The 19,270-nt window shown below is 68.6% G+C and carries 17 protein-coding genes and 1 pseudogene; 9 read left to right on the forward strand and 9 right to left on the reverse strand.

Annotated elements, in window-relative coordinates:
* Positions 1-311: 311 nt before the first annotated feature.
* Positions 312-608, reverse strand: coding sequence for a hypothetical protein (locus tag RCR19_RS38120; RefSeq protein WP_331269685.1), 297 nt, complete (start codon positions 606-608; stop codon positions 312-314).
* 247 nt (positions 609-855) lie between these two features.
* Here RCR19_RS38120 and RCR19_RS38125 point away from each other — a divergent pair, with 247 nt between their 5' ends.
* On the forward strand, positions 856-2,028 hold the full coding sequence (locus tag RCR19_RS38125) for a site-2 protease family protein (RefSeq protein ID WP_331269686.1): 1,173 nt from the start codon (positions 856-858) through the stop codon (positions 2,026-2,028).
* A 164-nt stretch (positions 2,029-2,192) separates the two neighbouring features.
* On the opposite strand, the pseudogene RCR19_RS38130 reads toward RCR19_RS38125, so the two are convergent.
* Positions 2,193-2,623, reverse strand: a pseudogene (locus RCR19_RS38130) (DUF4259 domain-containing protein).
* Between the two features lie 211 nt (positions 2,624-2,834).
* Positions 2,835-3,257, reverse strand: coding sequence for a hypothetical protein (locus tag RCR19_RS38135; protein ID WP_331269687.1), 423 nt, complete (start codon positions 3,255-3,257; stop codon positions 2,835-2,837).
* An 826-nt stretch (positions 3,258-4,083) separates the two neighbouring features.
* Between RCR19_RS38135 and RCR19_RS38140 the strand changes: the two genes are divergently transcribed.
* The 3 genes from RCR19_RS38140 to RCR19_RS38150 all read left to right on the forward strand — a co-directional run bounded on the left by RCR19_RS38140 (position 4,084) and on the right by RCR19_RS38150 (position 7,675).
* Positions 4,084-4,230, forward strand: a complete 147-nt coding sequence (locus RCR19_RS38140; protein WP_331269688.1) for a hypothetical protein — start codon at positions 4,084-4,086, stop codon at positions 4,228-4,230.
* A 114-nt stretch (positions 4,231-4,344) separates the two neighbouring features.
* Positions 4,345-6,981 (forward strand): discoidin domain-containing protein, encoded by a 2,637-nt coding sequence (locus RCR19_RS38145; RefSeq protein WP_331269689.1) that lies wholly within the window; start codon positions 4,345-4,347, stop codon positions 6,979-6,981.
* Positions 6,982-7,261: 280 nt separating this feature from the next.
* Positions 7,262-7,675, forward strand: coding sequence for a cytidine deaminase (locus tag RCR19_RS38150; RefSeq protein ID WP_331269895.1), 414 nt, complete (start codon positions 7,262-7,264; stop codon positions 7,673-7,675).
* A 23-nt stretch (positions 7,676-7,698) separates the two neighbouring features.
* Here RCR19_RS38150 and RCR19_RS38155 read toward each other — a convergent pair whose 3' ends face one another.
* On the reverse strand, positions 7,699-9,003 hold the full coding sequence (locus RCR19_RS38155; protein ID WP_331269896.1) for an IS30 family transposase: 1,305 nt from the start codon (positions 9,001-9,003) through the stop codon (positions 7,699-7,701).
* Positions 8,901-9,185 carry a hypothetical protein gene (locus RCR19_RS43320; RefSeq protein WP_348541442.1) on the reverse strand — a complete coding sequence of 95 codons (285 nt, stop codon included), beginning with the start codon at positions 9,183-9,185 and terminating at the stop codon, positions 8,901-8,903. Before RCR19_RS43320 ends, RCR19_RS38155 begins: the two co-directional genes overlap by 103 nt.
* Before the next feature lie 1,145 nt (positions 9,186-10,330).
* Here RCR19_RS43320 and RCR19_RS38160 point away from each other — a divergent pair.
* The 4 genes from RCR19_RS38160 (at position 10,331) to RCR19_RS38175 (ending at position 14,425) form a co-directional block, all read left to right on the forward strand.
* A complete protein-coding gene (locus RCR19_RS38160) occupies positions 10,331-10,972 on the forward strand; it encodes a hypothetical protein (protein ID WP_331269690.1) in 642 nt (213 codons plus the stop codon).
* Between the two features lie 75 nt (positions 10,973-11,047).
* Positions 11,048-11,680 (forward strand): response regulator transcription factor, encoded by a 633-nt coding sequence (locus RCR19_RS38165; RefSeq protein ID WP_331269691.1) that lies wholly within the window; start codon positions 11,048-11,050, stop codon positions 11,678-11,680.
* A gap of 52 nt (positions 11,681-11,732) precedes the next feature.
* Positions 11,733-12,356, forward strand: coding sequence for a DUF4255 domain-containing protein (locus tag RCR19_RS38170; RefSeq protein ID WP_331269897.1), 624 nt, complete (start codon positions 11,733-11,735; stop codon positions 12,354-12,356).
* A gap of 11 nt (positions 12,357-12,367) precedes the next feature.
* Positions 12,368-14,425, forward strand: coding sequence for an ATP-binding protein (locus RCR19_RS38175; protein ID WP_331269898.1), 2,058 nt, complete (start codon positions 12,368-12,370; stop codon positions 14,423-14,425).
* Positions 14,426-14,521: 96 nt separating this feature from the next.
* Here RCR19_RS38175 and RCR19_RS38180 read toward each other — a convergent pair whose 3' ends face one another.
* The gene (locus tag RCR19_RS38180; RefSeq protein WP_331269692.1) at positions 14,522-14,917 is read right to left on the reverse strand and encodes a GNAT family N-acetyltransferase; all 396 of its coding nucleotides are present in this window, start codon (positions 14,915-14,917) and stop codon (positions 14,522-14,524) included.
* 292 nt (positions 14,918-15,209) lie between these two features.
* Between RCR19_RS38180 and RCR19_RS38185 the strand changes: the two genes are divergently transcribed.
* Positions 15,210-15,686 carry a hypothetical protein gene (locus RCR19_RS38185; RefSeq protein ID WP_331269693.1) on the forward strand — a complete coding sequence of 159 codons (477 nt, stop codon included), beginning with the start codon at positions 15,210-15,212 and terminating at the stop codon, positions 15,684-15,686.
* 249 nt (positions 15,687-15,935) lie between these two features.
* On the opposite strand, the gene RCR19_RS38190 is transcribed toward RCR19_RS38185, so the two are convergent.
* The 3 genes from RCR19_RS38190 to RCR19_RS38200 form a co-directional block, all read right to left on the reverse strand.
* Positions 15,936-16,175, reverse strand: coding sequence for a hypothetical protein (locus RCR19_RS38190; protein WP_331269694.1), 240 nt, complete (start codon positions 16,173-16,175; stop codon positions 15,936-15,938).
* 131 nt (positions 16,176-16,306) lie between these two features.
* Positions 16,307-17,077 carry a GNAT family N-acetyltransferase gene (locus tag RCR19_RS38195; protein WP_331269695.1) on the reverse strand — a complete coding sequence of 257 codons (771 nt, stop codon included), beginning with the start codon at positions 17,075-17,077 and terminating at the stop codon, positions 16,307-16,309.
* A 532-nt stretch (positions 17,078-17,609) separates the two neighbouring features.
* A complete protein-coding gene (locus RCR19_RS38200) occupies positions 17,610-19,031 on the reverse strand; it encodes a hypothetical protein (RefSeq protein ID WP_331269696.1) in 1,422 nt (473 codons plus the stop codon).
* Positions 19,032-19,270 lie beyond the last annotated feature (239 nt).

The raw sequence follows: 19,270 nt of genomic DNA on the forward strand, positions 1-19,270 counted from the left end.
GCGCCGCAGCCGGGCCGGCGACCCACGGGACGGCAGGATGACCGCACGGGCGGGCGGATCCCCGGGACCCTGCGCCCCGACGGCCGCCCCCGCAGCACGCAGCGCTCAGAGCGCCTGCGGGAGCCAGCCCGCTGCCCCGTTCTCCCAGCGGTGCAGCGGGCGATGTCCGTGCGCCGCGTGCCGATGGAGGTGCGGCGCGGCCGTAAAGGCCGCTTTCGGCGGATCGACGACAGCGCTGCGCCGGGCGGCGGGGTGTGTGAGGGGAAGGGCACCCGGATCGCGCGCCTTACAGGGGCAGCGGCGGCCCGCGGCTACTGCTGGGGGAGGGCGAGTTCGCGGCCGTGGTAGAAGCCCTCCCGCTCCTCGACGACATACGGGGCCATGGCGGTGCGCCGCTGGGCCTCCGGCCCGGAGTCCCGCCAGGAGTCGCACGCCTCTCGGGAGTCCCAGAACGACACCCCGGTGATCTCCTGTCCGTCCTCGGACCAGTACGCGAAGGCGCGGCGCATGCCCTGCGGGTAGGAGGCCGGGCGCCATGCACGCTCGAACGCCTCCAGCGTGCCCGGCTGGAGGCGGCGCGTCGTCACCCAGACGAAGTGCTCCTGCATCGCAGTCTCCTCCGCAGCGCCGTTCGGTCACCCGCCCCGCTCATCACACCACCGTAGGTGCCCGGCACCCGTTCCGCCTGTGCAGCGATCGCAGCGGTGCCGAGGACCGCTGGCACGGTTCAGGGCTGCGCCGGCTCGGTGTCGTAGGACGGCTTTTGGCCGCGGGGCCGCCGGGACGGACCATGGAAAGGGGACCCCGAACCGCGTTCGGGCCTGCCCCCTGTGTCTCCTGTCGGCGGTGAGGGCGATGAAGGGTTCGATCCGGATCGGGAGGTTGCGGGGTCTGGAGCTGCGGGCGCACTGGAGTGTGCCGCTGATCATGCTGCTCTTCGCGTACGGCCTGGCCAAGCGGACACTGCCCGCCTACGCGCCGGGCATGCCCCCGGTGGTGTACGCGGTCGCCGCAGTCGTCGGTGCTGTGCTGTTGCTCGTGAGCCTGGTGGTGCATGAGGCGGCGCATGCGCTGACGGCCCGCCGAGCTGGGATATCCGTACAGGACGTGACGCTGTGGGCACTGGGCGGGATGACCCGGATGGACCGGCCGACGACGGCACGGGCGGCGTTCGCGGTCGCCGTCAGCGGGCCGCTCGCCAGTCTGCTGCTCGGTGGGGCCGCCCTCGGAGGCTCAGCCGGGGTGGACGCGATACTCCATTGGCGGATACCGGTTGCCGTGCTGGGCTGGCTGGGCGGGACGAACCTGCTGCTGGGTGTCTTCAACCTGCTGCCCGGCGCGCCACTGGACGGGGGCCGGGTGCTTCAGGCAGCGCTGTGGTGGCGCACGGGGGACCGGGATCGTGCCCAGCGGGCGGCCGGACGCGGCGGGCAAGTCGTCGGCATGGTGCTGGCCGCGGTGGGATGGTGGACCTTCGTGAAGGGGATGTCGGGCGGATTGTGGCTGATGGTCATCGGCCTGTTCGTGGCGTCCGCCGCCGCGGCCGAACGACGGTGGGCCCAGTTGGCCACGGCCCTGCGCGGGGTACGGGTGGCCCAGGCGATGACCCGTCCGGTGGTCACCGGTCCCGACTGGCTGACCGTGGATCGCTTCCTGTCCGAGGCGGCGGCTCAGGTAGGGCATTCGGTGCTGCCGCTCCTGGACTTCGAGGGCCGCCCCAGCGGTGTCGTGCGGCTGCGCCGACTGGCTGCCGTGCCGTCCGGGCGTCGGGAGGCGCTGCGGGTACGTGAGGTGGCCACCCCGCTCTCACAGTGCACGATCGCCGCACCGGACGAGCTCTTGACCGCCGTCCTGGAGCGCCTCGGTTCCGGGGGCGGACTGCCCATCCTGGTCATGGACGGCGGTCGGCTTGACGGGATCGTCACCACGTACGACATTGACCGGCTCTCCAAAAGGCAGAGGAGTGGCCCGGATCACGGGGGTGCACCTTCCGGCGGCGGTGTCGGCCGCCAGGGGAGTGATGCGTAGCCACATCTCATGGATCTGAGCACTGCAATGGGCAGCGAGCCAAGGCACGCCGAACCCAGCGTGCCGGCCCGACCATGGGCCCGATCAACGGCAGCCCGGGCGTCTTCTCTGGCGTGTTGACGAGTTGTGGTTCCGGCTCGACTTCTGCGCAGAATGACGCTCCGTTATGGCTGGACTTCGAAGAGAGCGATGGAAGGCGGCGGCGGGGCAAGCACTGTGCGAAGGCGGGTGAGTATGGCCCGCCACTGCTTCCAGTCCTCCGGGTCGACCCAGTTTGAGGCCGGCCCAGCCTCGTCGCTGGCGATGCGGGCGAGGGCTTCGTCGGCGAGTGCCCGAAGGTCGGAAGGGAACGCGGGCATAGGTGTTTCCGGGCCGTAGGGCGTGTCGACGGGTTCCCTCCCGGGCATTGCGCCGCGATGAGTGCGGCGGCGGCCACCGCCTGGTCCGCTTCCGCGAGATAGCCCGTGGCGTCGATCGTTCGGACGAGGACGCCTCGGATCAGGGCTTCGCGTGCCTCGGGTTCGGCGTCGTCGAGAGCGTTGGCGAAGTCCGCGGCCGTGTCGTTGTCGAAGGGGCCGGTATCCCAGGTGCCCATGCTGATCTCCTTGCGTCAGGTCGTCCGGATCGTGGCATCAGGCACTGACATGACTGCATGATCACGACCGATCTGCCGCACGGGACAGGCAGGGAAACCGACGCGCCCGAAGACGACTGCCGTCACTTCCCGTGGACGTCCAGAGGGCCAACGATCACCAAGTGCCACCGGACCGTGAACAAACGCTGTCGGGTTTGACAGCACGTCCGCGTCATGAGCTTCGGGTCGATGACGCCTCAAAGCCAGTGAGGATCACCTGGGCATGCCGTTCCTGCGGGGCGATCTCCTCGACCATCTCGCCTGCCTGCTCGGTCCGGTCTGTCTCGCAGAGCAATCGGATGAGGGTGTAGAGAGCGTCGCGGTCGTCGTCCTCTGCGTGCTCGTGGAGCATGGCTTCCATACCGCGGTCGCGAAGCTCTCGGTTGAGCCGTCGACGTGCATGGACGTCCGTGTAGGCCAGGTCCGTGAGCTCTGTGAGTCGTTCCGCGTGGGCGAGCAGGGCCATGTGCCACAGATGGTTGCTGTGGGCGTAGTGGTCGGTGGAATAGCACTCGGCGCGGGCGCTCACCAGGGCGATGGCGGTGTCCCAGTCACCGGACTGCTCTGCTGCCCGTGCCTGCTCGAACCATGTCACCGGTCGAGTATCGCCCAGCCCTGCTGGGCGGCAAGGGCCGCGCAGACTCCACCGCCTTGCGGTAGGTCACCCCCATACTCGCGCTCCAAGGCCCGCGTCGACTCGCCAGACTCCTGCGAAAACGAGTCCTACTCGGTGACTGACTTCTCTGTCTTCGAACGGAGATCAAGAATCGGGAACGTCGTGGGTGAGGAATGTCCTTTGCACGTTCCTCCTTCTCGATGCAGTTCTTCGGGCCGCAGCGCCCAGGCGATGGCCTCGCCCGGGCCGCAGAATGAAGGATCGAGGTGGAACGTGGTCCGGGTCCCGAACAGTTTCAGCGCTATGAATCTTCCCGTGGACTGGCAGGATCCCATCCCTACCAGCTCCTGTCGATAGCCGCGGCCATCCAGCCACACCTCTAGCTCAGTCGCGTGATTCCCGTCATGAGGATCAGCCTGACGGCCATGTTCTGGGCACACGAAGCGACTTGAGGAGCCTCAGGGGTGCCGTTGTAGGCCTGCAGCTCGCCGGGGCGGGCGTAGCCGGTGGAAGAACGGGCCGATCTGGCCGGCCAGGGCGCGTGTGACGCCGGAACGGTCCTTCAGGAGTCGCGCTCCCGGATCGAGGTCGCCCACATACAGGGGGTCGTAGCCGGCGTCGCCGATGAGCCCGGCGGTGACGTCCTTCGCGTCCGGTTCGGCCGCGTACAGGTTGCTCGGCGTTGCGCGCTGTTCGCCGATCAGGTCGTAGGCGGATGCGAAGAGCGTGTCGAACGCCTTTGCCGTCGGACCGCCGATGTCACGCGATCTGGTCGATCGACAAAAGCCTCACGGCCATCGACCTGATGGAACTCGACGTCGCGAAAGCCTCCGACGGGGCCGGCGAGGGCGGTACAACTTCCTCAAACATCGACAACACCCGCCTGGCCGCCGACGGAATCCGCGTACTCCTCATGCATCACGGCGAGTTCATCGCCCTCTGTACGTCCTGAAACTACTCCTGTCCCAACTCTGTACGGGCGCCCCGTGTTCGAGATAGCGTCACCTCGCAACCGGGAATTGAAACGATTCAGTCCGTTCTTGCTCAAGGGAAAGTGGGGAGCGTCATGGCGTCGAACAGCACACCGGACAAGGGCCTTTCCCGGCGGACGGTTCTGGCCACGGCCGGCACTGTCGGGCTCACGGCGGTTTCCCTCTCCGCCGCACTCCCCTCAGCCGAGGCGCTCCCCGTCCAGGGAGCCTCCACTCCCGTCAGCGGGGGCCCGTCGCGCCGCCCCGGCGGCTGGCACCGGTACGTCCAGGGACCGTCCTCCCGCACGGTCCGCCCCGTGCGGATCGTCGCGGCGAGCGGCGACGTGACGAAGCCCGAGGCGTTGCTCGAGCCCGGCGGCGCCAGATCCGTCCTGCGGCGTCCGCGCCCCGCAGCGGCGCCGCGCTGGCCCGACGGCACCACGGCCGAGGCCTCGTCGGCTCACGCGGGCAACAACGGCAACGACGGGCAGCCGCGCACCTACGACGCCGCCAACGCGATCGACGGCAACCCGGACACCTTCTGGAACGACGACACGCCGGGGGCGTTCCCCGACGTCCTTACCATCACCGTGCCGCAGGTCACGCCCTTGGCGGGCATCACGGTGATCTCCAACAGCGACGGCGTGCCGACCGACTACACCGTCGACGTGTGGAGCGACGGCGACTGGCGCACCACCGCCACGGTCACCGGCAACGACGCGGTCCAAAAGGCCGTTCCCTTCACGGAAGAGATCAGTACCGATCGCGTGCGCATCACGGTGACCAACGCGCAGGACACGCCGCACGGTTACTTCACGCGGATCAACGAGGTCTGGCCCGCGCCGGTCGCCCCCATTCCCGTACCGAGCATCACCGTGGACTTCGGCAAGGTCGTGGTCGGCTATCCGCAGATCCGGTTCACCTCGGCGTCCGACAACTCCCCCGGTGTGCGGGTGGCGTTCTCCGAGACCCGGCAATTCCTCACCGACCGCTCGGACTTCACCCGCTCCGACCAGGCGGGCGGTGCCGGGCAGGGCACGGATCAGTTCGCCGTCCCCGCAATGGGCGCCAACTGGACGGACCACAAGGGCTTCCAGACCGGTGACCAGGTGTTCGCGGACGGACTGCACGGTTTCCGCTACCTCAGGATCAGCCTCGATGCGCTGGCCTCGGACGGCCCTGCCGCCCAGCCCTGGGGGACGGTGGAGATTGACTCGATCGCGCTGCAGTTCACCGCGTATCTGGGCACGCCCAGCACCTACCGCGGCTGGTTCCTCTGCTCCGACGACGACTTGAATCGGTACTGGTACGGCGCCTCTTACACCAACGAACTGGTCACCGATACCTTCCGCCAGGACGACGTCGATCCACGCAACGCCTGGAGTGCCTCGCTGGAAGGGAAGCTGGTCCTGCAGGACGGCGCCAAGCGCGACCGCGACCCGTATGTCGGCGACCTCGCCGTCTCCGCGCGCACCCTCTACCTGACCCACGACGACGCCGCCGAGGCAGCCCGCAACGTCCTGGCCGACCTCGCCGACCACCAGCGCGCCGACGGTTGGATCCCACCCGCCTCCATCAACAACTACACCCTGCCCCTCTTCGACTACCCGCTCTACTGGGTCACCTGCAGCTGGGACTACGTCCTCTACACCGGTGATCGCCCGTACGCCACCCGCTACTACCCGACCCTGCTGAAGGTCCTCGACACCTGGTACCCCAGCGTCACCGACGACGCCGGTCTGCTGAGCAAGGGCCTCAACAGCACCGGGTCGTACGGCGACTACGCCTTCCTGGGCCGCACGGGCCGCGTCACCTACTACAACGCGCTCTACGTCCAAGCCCTCCAGGACGCGGCCCGGCTGGCCCGGCTGCTGGGGCGGAACGCCGACGCCTCACGCTGGAGCGCCAGGGCGGGCAAGGTGGCGCAGGCCGTCAACTCGCTGCTGTGGGACGCCGACGCGGGCGCCTATCTGGACTCCGGGACCGGCGCGGCGCGTCACGCCCAGGATGGCAACTCCCTGGCCGTCGTCACCGGTATCGCCGATGCCGACCGTGCCGCATCGGCGCTCGCGCATCTCGACGCGACGACCAAGCGGGCCTACGGGAACGCGTTCATGGACAACGACACCCTCTTCGACCAGGCCTCCCAGCGGGTCTACGCCTTCACCTCCTATCCGGAGATGGAGGCGCGTTTCCTGGCCGGCCGGGCCGACTCCGCGCTGGACCAGATCCGCCGCACGTACGGCTGGATGGACAGGAACGACCCCGGCATCACCCACTGGGAAGGCATCGGGCCGGACGGATCCCTGTACGAGGGCGCCTACACCAGCATGGCTCACGGCTGGTCCACCGGAGTCCTGCCGGCCCTGACCCACCACCTGCTCGGTGCCCGGCCGACCTCGCCCGGTTACGCCACCTGGGAGGTGCGCCCGCAACCCGCCGATGTCGACTGGGCGACGGGCCAACTGCCCACCCCTCACGGTCCCTTGGGTGTCGAATGGGCGAACAGCGCGAGCTCCTTCCGCCTTACCGTCCACGGGCCTGGGCGTACCCAGGGGGCGGTCGCCTTCCCCGGAGACCCGCGCGGGCAACGCGTGCGCACCGGCCGGCGGACACTGTGGGACGGCCGTCGGGCATCGACACGCGACGTCGCCGTGGTCGACGGCACGCTCACCGTCTCGAGCCTGGGGCCGGGCGACCACACCTTCGTGTGCGAGCGGCACGGCGGGTGACCATTCCGGCTCCGCCCATGGTCGGCGGGCGACCACCCGACCTCCTCAGGCCCGCCCTGGCTGGAGCAGAACCTGCGAATGTCCTGAGCTCACCGTCTCGCGGAAGCACGGGCGGATCGCAGACAGCGCCGCGATGAGTGCCACACCCAGAAGAACCGCCCTCACGGCAGATGCCACCGGGCGCGACGTATCAGGAGATCGCGCACCGGCCGCCGATATCCGCTTGCAAAACTTCCTCACGCGGGCCAACGTCGCCTGGCACCCGACGAAGGCAGAGAAGATGACCACACAGACCCACCCCGTCGACCGCGAACTGATCCAGGCCGCAGCCCATATCGCGCGCACACGCTGCCAAGGGGACAACCACACGATGGCGGCCGCGGCCCGCTCCGCCGATGGCCGCATCATCACCGCGGTGAATGCCTACCACTTCACGGGAGGCCCCTGCGCCGAACTGGTGCTCATTGGCGCAGCGGCTGCCCAGGGCGCCTACGAGCTGGACACCATCGTCGCGGTGGGTGACCGTGACCGGGGGGTTGTTCCACCGTGTGGCCGGTGCCGTCAGGTCCTTCTCGACTACTTCCCTGCCCTCAAAGTCATCGTCGGTGAAGATGACCACATCCGGACCGTCCACATCACCGACCTGCTGCCCGAAAGCTACATCTGGGCGGACCACCAGTTCGAGGCTGAGTAAGCCGCGCCACTCAGCACGGGCCGTCACCGCCGGCCGTCAACGGGGCAAACGTTGCCTAATTCGGGTATGGCGGCGATGGCTGCCTTGATCTTGAGATCCTGCCGGAGAGGGCCCACTGCTCCGTCATGTCGGACTCGGCCGGCAGTCTCGGTCAGGAAGGACTTGGCGCAGGACGCCTGGAAGCCGATCCCGTACTGGTTGTCCACCCCGGAGTCTCCGGCGTAGATGTCGCCGAGACCACCTTCACCTGCTTCGCGCATACCAAGAGCCGACTGACGGTCCGGCTGATCGTCCGCCGGGTTCGCCCCACTCCCGGCTCGCAACTGGCCCTGTTCACCAGCTACGACCACCATGCGTTCGTTACCGACCGCGAAGGCGACGTGTTGGAGATCGAGGCCGACCATCGGCGGCATGCGGTGGTCGAGCAGACCATAGCCGAGCTGAATTCCGCCGGTCCGGCCCACCTGCCCTCGGACCGCTTCACGGCCAATGCCGCCTGGCTCGCGCTCGCCGTCATTGCCCACAACCTCGGACACGCTATCGGCATCCTCGCAGGTCACGACCTGCCCCGAGCCACAGCCGCCACCATAGATCACGCAGGCGCTCGGCTTGGGTTCTCCAGCCGAGCGTTTTGCGTGGTCGGCCACTGAGTTGCTGGGCGACGTGTTCGAGGTCTTCGGCGCTGTGCACGGACAGGTCGGTGCCCTTGGGAAAGTAAGGCGCAGCAGGCCGTTGGTGTTCTCATTCGACCCGCGCTGCCAAGGAGAGTGCGGATCACAGAAGTAGACCGGTACTCCCGTGGCCACGGTGAACTGCTTGTGCGCGGCCCTCTCACAGCCCTGGTCCCAGGTCAGCGAGGCGCGCAGGTGCCCGGGCAGGGTCTGGATCAGCGGCACCAGCACGTGGCGGACCTCCTCGGCCGTGTGCCCACCCGCCAGATGCCCGAGCATCACGTAGCGGGTGGAGCGCTCGACCAGGGTCACGATCGCGCTGTCGCTTCGGGGGCCGACGATCAGATCGCCTTCCCAGGGCCGGGAACCGCCCGGTCCTCCACCTCGGCAGGACGCTCGGAGATCAACCATCTCGTGGACGAACCGGCGGGTGCGCTGCTCCGGGCTGCGGCGAGGCTTGCGGTGGGTGCGACCGCTGCGCAGTGCGACCGCGATCTCGCGGTGCAGGCCGCCTTGGGCCTGGACGTAGATGGCCTGGTAGATCGTCTCCGGACTCACCCGCATGCTCTCGTCGTCGGGGAACTCGAGGACCACAGCGTGACTGATCTGCTCCGGGGACCAGCGGTCGCGCAGCTTGTCCTCAACGTATCGACGCAGCGGACCGTCTGCGGCGAGGTTCGAGGCCTAGGGCCGTGACCGGCTCTCGGCCCAGGCCCGCTGGGCCCGGTGCGGCCGGTAGACGCCGTCGACTGCCCGGGCGTCGATCTCCCGCTTGATCGTGGACGCCGGTCGCCCAGAGTCCGTCCGATCGCCCGCAGCGGATGGCCGGCCCGGTGCATGTCAGCGATCGTCTCCCGCTCGGTCACGTTCAGAAACCGAGGGTGCAGCCGTGCGCCGACCGCCGCGAGGGACGGCTGGGTCGTGGTCACACCGGTCTTATAGACGATCAGACGACCGTCAGCGCGCAGTCGCGAATGGCCGACCTGCCGGATGCCCAGGTCCCAGTCCTGGGCGGTGCGCTCGTGGACGCCGATCTGCACGGCGGCATCTCGGCGTCGGACTCCGGCCGCACGCAGCCGCTCGTACTCCGCCGGGCCCGGGTGTCCGGAGGCGCCGGGCTTGCCGCGACCACGGACACCGGCCTGACGGGCCCATCCGAACGCCGTACTGCGGTTCACACCGGCTGCGTGAGCGGCATTGGTGATACTGCCGTCCTCCCGGTCCAGCGCCTCAAAGAACCTCGCCTTCAGCACCTCAAAATCCACGATCCCTGCAACACCCTGAACTCCAGGGTGTTGCGGGGATCAGTACGGTCCAACCGAAGGGGCAATGCCGCGTAGGCGCCGGTCAGCCCTGCGGGGCGACCTCCCTATCAGCCCACAGGTTCGTCAGTCGACGGCTGGGCTGTGCATGCGGCCGATCCGGCGGATCTCTTCCAGCGGATACGGGGTCTGCCTACTCTGGCGCTGAATGTGCGGTTGAAGTCCGATAGCACGGCGGCGGTCGGCGCATGCCGGGCGAGGATCATTGGGCGGTGCGGCAGCTGTGCCAGGTATGCCCGTGGGGTGGTCGGCCGCGGTCAACAAGGGGAGTGACGCGGAGCCCGTGTGGTGCGCTGTGTCAGTCCGGGAGGGCGTTCTCCGGCCCCTCGGTGGAATGGTCGACTCAGGTGCCGGTGCGGCTGCACGCTCTGCCAGGCGTGGGCGATGAGCTCGGTCGAGTCACTCTCCCGTGTGACCGTACGCCTGGTGTCCTCCTGACCGCGTGGACAGTGCCTTCGGCTCCACGTCAACCGAATGAGGACATCTCGTCAACACGTTATCGACGGGGCGTGGACGTTCACACGGTTGGCTGTCTGTGGCAACGGCACCATTCAGGCTGCCCACTTGGGCGCCGGGTGATGCGCGCTGCCGCACACATGGTGCGGCGCACCTCGTGTGTCGTGCGTACCAGCTGTCTGTATGAATACGACAAGGGAAGTTCAATGACGCGTTCCTACGCATCTCTCGGCCTGGCCGCATCACTCAGCAGCGTCCTCTTGCTTGCTGGGTGCGGCGGCTCCGACAGCGGAGCTGCGTCCTCGGCGCCCAGTGCGCCCGCATCCGTCCCTCCCGCGGCCGCCGGTTCCAGCGGCACTGCGGGCGGTAGCGGTGGATCCGGCGCTGCGGGGGACGCCGGATCCAACGGTACGGGGAACGGGGCGGCCGCCGGTCAAGCGCCTCAGCCTGCGCAGTCGACGAACCCGTCGGGCGGCTACTGGCCGGCCACGGTGCAGCTCGGGCACAACGATCGCCTCGGGAACACCGTGGTGGACGGTGAGGGCTTCACGCTGTACCGGTTCGACCCGGACTCCGCCAACCCCTCGAAGGCCACGTGCGTGGGTGACTGCGCGGTCACCTGGCCGCCGGTCCTCGCCAACGACAAGATCGTCTTCCAGCGGCTGTACCGCGACAAGATCTCGACGGTCACCCGGCCCGACGGAACTCAGCAGGTGACCATCGGGGGATGGCCCGTATACCGGTTCTCCAAGGACACGGCGGCAGGCGAGATCAAGGGTGAGGGGGTGGGCGGGACCTGGTTCGCGGTCGCTCCCGACGGCACCAAGGCCAAGGACAGCAGGGACTGAAGTGTTCGGTCGGGCGTGGGGCCGGTCGTGTGCCGGCCCCACGCCCGGGGCTCGTGAGGCAAGACATTGATGACAATGATGGCAAACAAGATGATCACGGTGACCCTGCACGCCGACGACCCGATCGCGCGGGCCGGCCTCTCCGGTCTCCTCCGAGGACAGCCCGAGATCGAGGTGCTGGAGCGGCCCGTGCAGGGTGTCGGACGCCGCTCGGTGGCCGTGATCCTCGCCGATCGCGTCGACGACGACGCCGCGGTGATGCTGCGCCGGCTGGTCCGCGGCGAATCACGGGAAGCGGTCCTGGTGGCGGGCAAGCTCCATGAGCGGGAACTGCTGAGCGCGGTGGCCTGTGGAGTGCGGACCTTCGTGTGGCGGCACCAGGCCACGGCGGAGAGCCTGGCCAAGGCCGTGCGATCCGCGGCCCGTGGCGACAGCGAAGTCCCGTCCGACCTGCTCAACCGGCTGCTCGTGCAACTGGGCCGACACGGCTCCGGTGCATCGTCGGTGCCCATGGTCACCGGGCTGTCCGATCGTGAGGTGCAGGTGCTCCGTTTCGTGGCGGACGGGCTGGAGAACCGGCAGATCGCGGGAAAGCTCTCCTACTCGGAACGCACGGTCAAGAACATCCTGCACGGTCTCATGACACGCATGCAGCTGCGCAACCGCGCCCACGCCGTTGCGTTCGCACTGCGGGAGGGGTACCTGTGAGCGCACCGGTCGTGTCGGCATCCCTGGTGGACACCGTCCCGGGGACGTGCCGGTGATACACGAGATCGACGAGGCGCTACGACGTCTGCTGCGCGCCCAGGCCCTGCCCGCCGGCGCAGCGGAGGTGGTCTTCGACGCCCCCACCCGTGAATGGGCCGCCCGCCGCAACGCTCCCACCGTGGACGCGTATCTCTACGACATACGGGAGGAGGTGGCCCGGCGCGAACGCGGTGCGATGGCGCTGCGGGATGCCACCGGCACGGTCACCCGGCGCCGCCAGCCGCCCCGCTGGTTCCGGCTCTCGTATCTGCTCACCGCGTGGACCAAGCGCACCGAGGACGAGCATCGACTCCTGTCCGCCGTTCTGACCGGCCTGCTTCCCCACGAAGCACTGCCGGCCGAATACCTCGAAGGCCCCCTGGCAGACCTCCGTCCGGCGATTCCGCTCACCATCGGTGTGCCACCGGCCGAGTCCCGCTCCATCGCGGACATCTGGTCGGCCCTCGGCGGAGAACTCAAGCCGTCGCTGGAGGTCGTGGTGGTCGCGCCGATGCCGGTCTCGCCCGACTACCAGGTGGCACCGCCGGTCCTCGAGCCGACGGTGGCCGTGGTGCATGACCTCGCCGACAGCCGTGAAGGCGGTTCAAGGCCTTCGGCGAGGAAGGACGTGCAGTGAGCGGCGCGTTGATGAAACGCCTGGCGCTGCTCCGGGAGAGGACCCGGACCCTGGTCGACGAGCGCAGCGCCGAAGATCCGTCGGCAGGTGACCCGTTGCGGGGGCTGTATCTGTCGCGGGAGCACATCGGGCGGATGTTGGAGGTCGACGGTGCGCAGCAGTCGGTCCGGCTCGACGACGCCTACGGAAGTCGTGGTGACCCGGAGGGCCGTCTGCTGCGCCTGGCCGAACGATTTGCACTCACGCAGTTGGATGTCCACATCCTGCTCGCCGCCCTGGCCCCGGATGTGGACCGCGACTTCGAGTCGCTCTACGGATATCTCAACAACGATGTCGGACGTCGGCGTGCCACCGTCGCGCTCGCCCTCGATCTCGTGGGACTGGCACCGTGTCAGGCGTCCGCTCGTGCCCGGTTCCATCCTCGTGCTCCTTTGCGCTCGGGTGACCTGATCACTCTGGACGACGAGGACCGGCCTCTGCCGGGCCGGGCACTGCGGGTCCCAGAGCGGGTGATCGCCCATCTGCTCGGCGACGACGCGCTCGACGGCGACCTCCCCGGCTCTGTGTACGTGCAGTCCGCCGACGAGCCGGACGGGAGCACCGGCCGGGCCGATCCCGGGACAGGCCCGTTCGCGGGGCGGCTCGGGGCGCTGCTGGCGGCCGCTCCCGCCGTGGTCCACCTGCGTGAGAGCCGGCACGGCACCGGACTCGCGACCGCCGTCGCGGCCGTGCACGCCGCGGGTCTTCCGGTGTTGCGCTGCGATGTGGCGCACACGGCGCAGCAGGCCGACCGGATTGTTCCCGCGCTGCTCAGAGAGGCACGCCTGCTCGGAGCCGGCGTCGTCCTGGGCCCCTTGCCCAAGGAGCCCGAAGCCTGGGTCAATGCGGTGGAGCAAGGCGCCGTCCTGAACACACCGGACCCCACGGCGTCCGCAGCGGCGGGAGTGGACAACACCGGTGCCCGCCGCGCGCTCCCTGTCGTCATCTTCGGCGCCGACTCCTTCGACCCGCGCTGGTCGCCGTCCGGTGACGTGTTGTGTCTGGACGCGCCGCCCGACGGTGTCAACACCGAAAGGCTGTGGCACAGCCATGTCGGTGACGCTGCCGAGGGTTTCGACCTGCCTGCGACCGTCGCCTCCTACCGTCTGGCTCCCGAGCAGATCTCGCACGCGGCCAAGGCCGCCCGCTCGCTCGCCGCGCTGGAGGGCACGACCCTGGGCGCGCTCCACATACAGCAGGGTGCCCGCCGGCAGTCGGCACCCACGCTGGACCGGCATGCCCGGCGTGTGAGTCCCGCCGTGACATGGGCCGATCTCGTACTGCCCGATGAACCCCGTACCCAGCTCGCAGAGCTGCTGACCCGGGCACGGCACCGGGAGCGGGTGCTTGGGCAGTGGGGGCTGCGTACCGGTGGTGGGCGCGGGCACGGCGTGGTGGCACTGTTCGCGGGGGAGTCGGGGACGGGAAAGACGTTGGCCGCCGAGGTCGTCGCGGGGGAGTTGGGCATCGACCTCTACATCGTCGAGTTGTCGGCCGTGGTCGACAAGTACATCGGTGAGACGGAGAAGAACCTCGAAAAGATCTTCGCCGAGGCCGATCGCACCAATGCGGTCCTGCTGTTCGACGAAGCGGACGCGATCTTTGGCAAGCGTTCGGAGGTCAAGGACTCCCACGACCGCTACGCCAATCTGGAGAGTGCCTACCTACTGCAGAGGCTGGAGTCCTTCGACGGCATTGCTCTGCTCACCACCAATCTCCGGGCCAACATCGACGAGGCCTTCACCCGCCGGCTCGATCTGCTGATCGACTTCCCGTTCCCCGACCCGTCGCAGCGCCTGGCTCTCTGGCGCCACAGCCTGACCGGAGTGCCCTGCGCGGACGACATCGATCTCGACTCCTGCGCACGGGACTTCGAGCTCGCCGGCGGTTCGATCCGCAGCGCCGTGGTCACGGCCGCCTACATCGCCGTGGGCCGTGACACACCGGTCACCACGGAGGACCTGCTGGCGGGAGCGAAGCGTGAGTACCGCAAGGCGGGACGCCTGGTCCCCGGCGAGGTCGTTGTGTAGGAGCAGCGGACACGGCGACGTCCGGGCCGTGTCCGCTGCTGAAGGAGCCGCGCTTCTGTGCCGCTTCGCACCGCAACCGAGAGCTCGGCCACGGTGCTACAGAGCGATCAGACCGGCTGTCGTCTCCCTGAAGCCGCACGCATCGAAGTAGAACGAACGCAGGTGCGCCTCGAAGTCGACGTGGAGCCATTGGCACTTCGCGGCACGGGCTTCGCGAGCCGCGGTCGCGACCAGTGCGGTGCCGATGCCTCTCGCCTGCAAGGGCTGGGCAACCACTGTGTCCAGGAGAAAGGCGTGAACTCCACCGTCCCAGGCAACATTGACGAAGCCGACCAAGGCGCCGTCCTCGTCGGCGCAGACCCAGCCGAGACTGTAGCGCTCAAGTCGTTCTCGCCAGCCGGTCTCGGCGACCGGGGGACCGAAGCCGTCGGCGTGCAGGGCGTCGAGGGCGGCGTTGTCGAAGTCCCCCCGCCACTCGTACTTGATCGTCACTCCCCGATCGTAGTGACCGAGCCACGTTCAGTGTTGCGATGGGGGAGTGGAGGTGACGGTGTCGGGGTCGTCTTCGAGGTGCTGAGCGCAACGGTGGAGACAGGGAGATCGATGGCAGGCGTCGACCGCTTGGATCGAGATCTTCAATGTCCGAGGTTACGGCGACGAGAGGATCGATGGCAGGGCCGACGACACCACCTCATCGTCCTGGCACAGTGCGACCCAATACAGCAGTCACGGCCCTACGTAACCCACACCGTTGAGAGTGTCTGGACGTGTGGTTCCGATGTATGTGGCCGCGGCGGTCAGCCTGCGGAGCGAGCATGCGGTCGGAGGGCCTCCAACGGCATCATGGAACTCCGACCTTGAGGGAGTGCTGCGCGTGCGACTGGTTCCCGATCCCGTCCTCGGCGAAGTGGATCTCACCGCTTCAGCGGAGGAACTGGCCGGCCTGGCAAATGCGGTGACCGAGGGCGAAGGGTTCATCGGATCGGCATCACCACTCGCCGGCGAGGCCTTGGCAGGGATCGAGGTGAGGAATACTTCCGGACCGGGGGTGCGGATCGAGTTCGACACCTCGCGGCAGGTCCTTGTGATCAGTGGAGATTTCGGCGCCAGGGCGATCCTCGCGGAAAACCTCCAGGCCATGACGACCGCGGAGGACGGCGGCCACCTCCACATCGACTACTTCCCCGAGCACCCTTACCTCGTTGAAGGGTCCGTGCCGATCGTGGTCAACAGCCCTCACGGAGGCATGCCGACCCGATGAGTGCCGAGGCGGCCACCATCGGGATCTGTGATCGTGCGCGACCAGTGCGCGGGTGACCGGTGCACCGACCGTGTTGTTGCCAAGACGCCGACCGCCTTTCCAGAACACGCTGGGCAACCAGGACGGCGACGCGCCGGCGCAACGCCAACGCTCGTCACCGAGATGGCCTGGCGGCCGAGCGGCGTGAACGCGTTTGTACGCAGCGAGAAGGGCGTCCACTGAGGCGGACGTGCGCGAATGGCAGCTTGATCACTCGCTGACGTTCAAGGTCGCGCAGTCTGCGACCCCGAGATCCGACAGCACAGCACGCAGCCGCGCAAGCGCCACTGTCGTCGTCAAGCCCTCCACGATTTCAAGGTCCAGATGGCAACGTCCCATGCCACTGCCCGCGCCGGTGACCTCGCCGTCGAGTTCGAACGCCGCTTCCAAAGCCTCCTCGACCTCATCACGGTCGATCGGCAGCCCCACCAAGACGATCTCGACGAACACCTCGATCCTCCCACTCAACCCGGCGAACCATAGCGGTCAGAGCACTGGCGCATCGTAGGACCGGCGCCCCGCGTCGACGGCCGAGGCCCTCGCCCGAACAGGCGAGGGCCGAGGCCGGTGTCGGATGTGCATCATGCCGGGGCGGTGAAGGCGGTCAGGGTTTCTTCGGTGCGGAAGCCCAGGGATGTGTATACGGGCTCGCCCATGGGGCTGGAGTAGAGGTAGGCAGTCGTGGCGCCTGCTTCCCGCCCCGCGCGGATGATCTCCGCCGTGATGGCCTGCCCGTGGCCTTGCCGCCGATGTTGTGGGAGGACGCTGATGTTGAAGACGCCCACGAGGTGGTCGGTGACCGCGGACATCCCCGTACCCACTACGACGCCGTCCGCCTCCGCCAGGTAGAAGACGAAGTGCTCCGTCTTGGCCAGGGCGGGTTCGGCGAACATCGCGAACACCTCATGGGGAGCGCCGAAGCCCTCCGCCATGGTCAGGGCGTACAGTCCCAGCTCTTCACCCTCCACCGGGCGTATGCGCAAGGATCCCGCGGGCGCCGGCGGCATCCCTGCGTCGGCTCGCCTGATCATGAGCGGCGACGTGCTGACCGCGGTCAGCCCAAATCGCGCCGCCACCTCTGTGACGGCCGTCCCGGCACGACCACGAACCTGGATACTCCATGGCAAACCGGTCCCACTCACCTCACCGGCCAAAGCCTCCACGACCTCGGCGCTGGGCTCCAGGTTGGGGCTGAGTACGGCGTTCAGGGTGGCGACCGGGGCCCCCGACACAGCCAGAACGGTGCCGTCCGGGTCTCTGTGGAACCGCCCGTTCGTCGCGGTTGCCAAATGGTCGCAGACGGCCGTGTAGGCGAAGACGATCGGTCTGAGGGGGTCGTGGAGCTGTGTCATGGTGTCGTCTCCGGGTGGTGCTGGGATCGTCGGACGATGTGAAGGAGAGGCCCGCCCAGGTTGCGACGTTGCAGCGTGGGACATGGTCCCGGAGGCAGGCAGAGTACGCAGGGCGGCGCCGCCTCGGCGTGGAATGTAATAGTGCGCGGGCACGGCGTCGCTGCGGCGACCTGCTCCAACCGATCATATCGGGCAGAGGTTCGGATAGAACGCCGGTGCCATGTGGCCTCGAAGGGGGGCGCGATGTGACGGCCGGACCGGTCGCGGGCGGTGGTCGGACGTGCCTGCCCGGTCGATGGCCGCTGATGCAGCGGGCCCGGTCAGTCGCCGGCGACCGCCGGTGGAGCCGTTTCCTGATACCTGGCCGGGCGGGCCCGATGCCGCGGGCTCGGACGCTGTGTGCTCGCGCACGGCACCGCAACGATGAGCGGCCTCCTGCACCGACGGGTGCAGGAGGCCGCGCGGCGGGACACCGGACCAGGGGGGAGCATGCACGGTGCCGGGTCCACGCCGCTCATCGTGGAAACGAAGTTCAGCGGGTGACGGGCTGTACGAGCTGCCATCGCTGGATGGCGGCGAATGCCGCGTCACAGGGCCGGACCTGCACCTGCACGTCCTTGCCCATATTGGTGAGGCAGCCACCCGTCTGGGCGTTGACGATCGTCACGATGTCCTGGGACACGGGCTGCAGACGCCAACGTTGGAGAAGACCCGCCTGACCCGCTCGTACGGCCTCTTCACCGCCGGGGATGGTCCTGAGCCGGACCGGCGCCTGACCGTCGAACTGGTCTAGAACGCTGCCGAGCGTATCGCTGGGCGCGAGCGCTTCCGTGCCGTCCGAGAAGGGGATACGTGCCCAGAACCGGTTCTGCTGCTGCCCTTGCACCTTGTCGTCGTCCGCGAGGATCACGGGAGTTGCGTCGTCCGTGCGGCCGTCGGGAAGGGCAAGGACCTGTCCGTTCTGGGTGCTGCGGATCGTGACGATGGCGTTGTCGGCCGTGTTCGTGTCCGTGCCCGCCTGGTCCTGGGTGCTGTTCTGCGAGGGCGCTTCCTGTGGTGCCGGCTGTGACGGGGAAGGTGAGGGGGCGGCGGGCGGGGGACTGGGGATCGGCGGCGGGGCCTGAGGAGCCGGTGGCAGAGCGTTCACCGGCGCGGCCGGCGGCAGTTGCTGGGCTACCGCGTTCGACACCAGGGCCGGCCGTGGGACGAACCAGAGCGCCGCGAATGCGGCGGCGCCCGCCGCCAGCAGCCCCAGCGTGACCAGCAGCCATTTCGGGAAGAGCGGCAGCCGGATGAATGTGCCGCGCAACTGCGCGGGCGGGAGCACCCCCGTCTGTCCGGGCAGACGATCCCGTGCCGGGGTGAGTGTCAGCGTGAACGGATATCGCTCGGGCTGGCCGAGAAACTTCACCCCACCGGGCCGGATCCTCACCCTGGCGAGACGGGTACGGCCCTGCGCGACCTCCATGGTCTCCGGAGAGGGACGGAAGGCCAGCACGTCCTCGTCGTCCTGCCCCGAGATCCCCACGGGCAGCGGTGCGTTGCCGAGGTTGTCCACGGCCACGCGTGACCGCGTCGACAGCCGCCCGCGCACCGTCACGGGAACCAGTTCCGCGCGCATCTCCGCGAACGGCGAGACGGTGACGACTCCCTCGCCCACGTTCGACAGCTCGGGGCTCTGCTGCGGTTGGACCAGGATGCCGAACGGCAGGCTGCCCGCGGTCGTTTCCGGCGCACGAGGTGGGGAGAAGACCACCGAGGCCGAGCCCTCGTCACCGGGGTAGAGCCGCAATGTGTCGGGAGCGATGCGCGTCCATGCGGCAGGGTCACCGACGACCGAGAGCCGATACTCCTCGACGGTGTCGCTGTCGTTGCGGAGTCGCACGGTGGTGGTTTCGCTCGAACCGGGATCGACCGCGACGGAGCTCGGTTCCAGGGAGGTGAAGGTGGTCACACGACAACCTTTGAGAAGCACCATGAGGTGGGCCAGAGGCATCCGGGCAGGGTCCGATGGCCGTACGGGGGACCGTATGGTCATGACCCGGCCCTGGAACGGCCTGTACAAGTGAGGACACACGGAGGACGGCCGGCACGCATGACCACATGGGCCCGACGCTTTGCCCCAACGGCCTGTCGATCGGCCGTTTCGGGCAAGGCCTGCCCACGTCAGGCTGGTGGCAGCTCGATCATGTG

This window comes from Streptomyces sp. WAC07094 (assembly GCF_036320405.1).
In the GTDB taxonomy this organism is placed as follows: Bacteria; Actinomycetota; Actinomycetes; order Streptomycetales; family Streptomycetaceae; genus Streptomyces; species Streptomyces lannensis.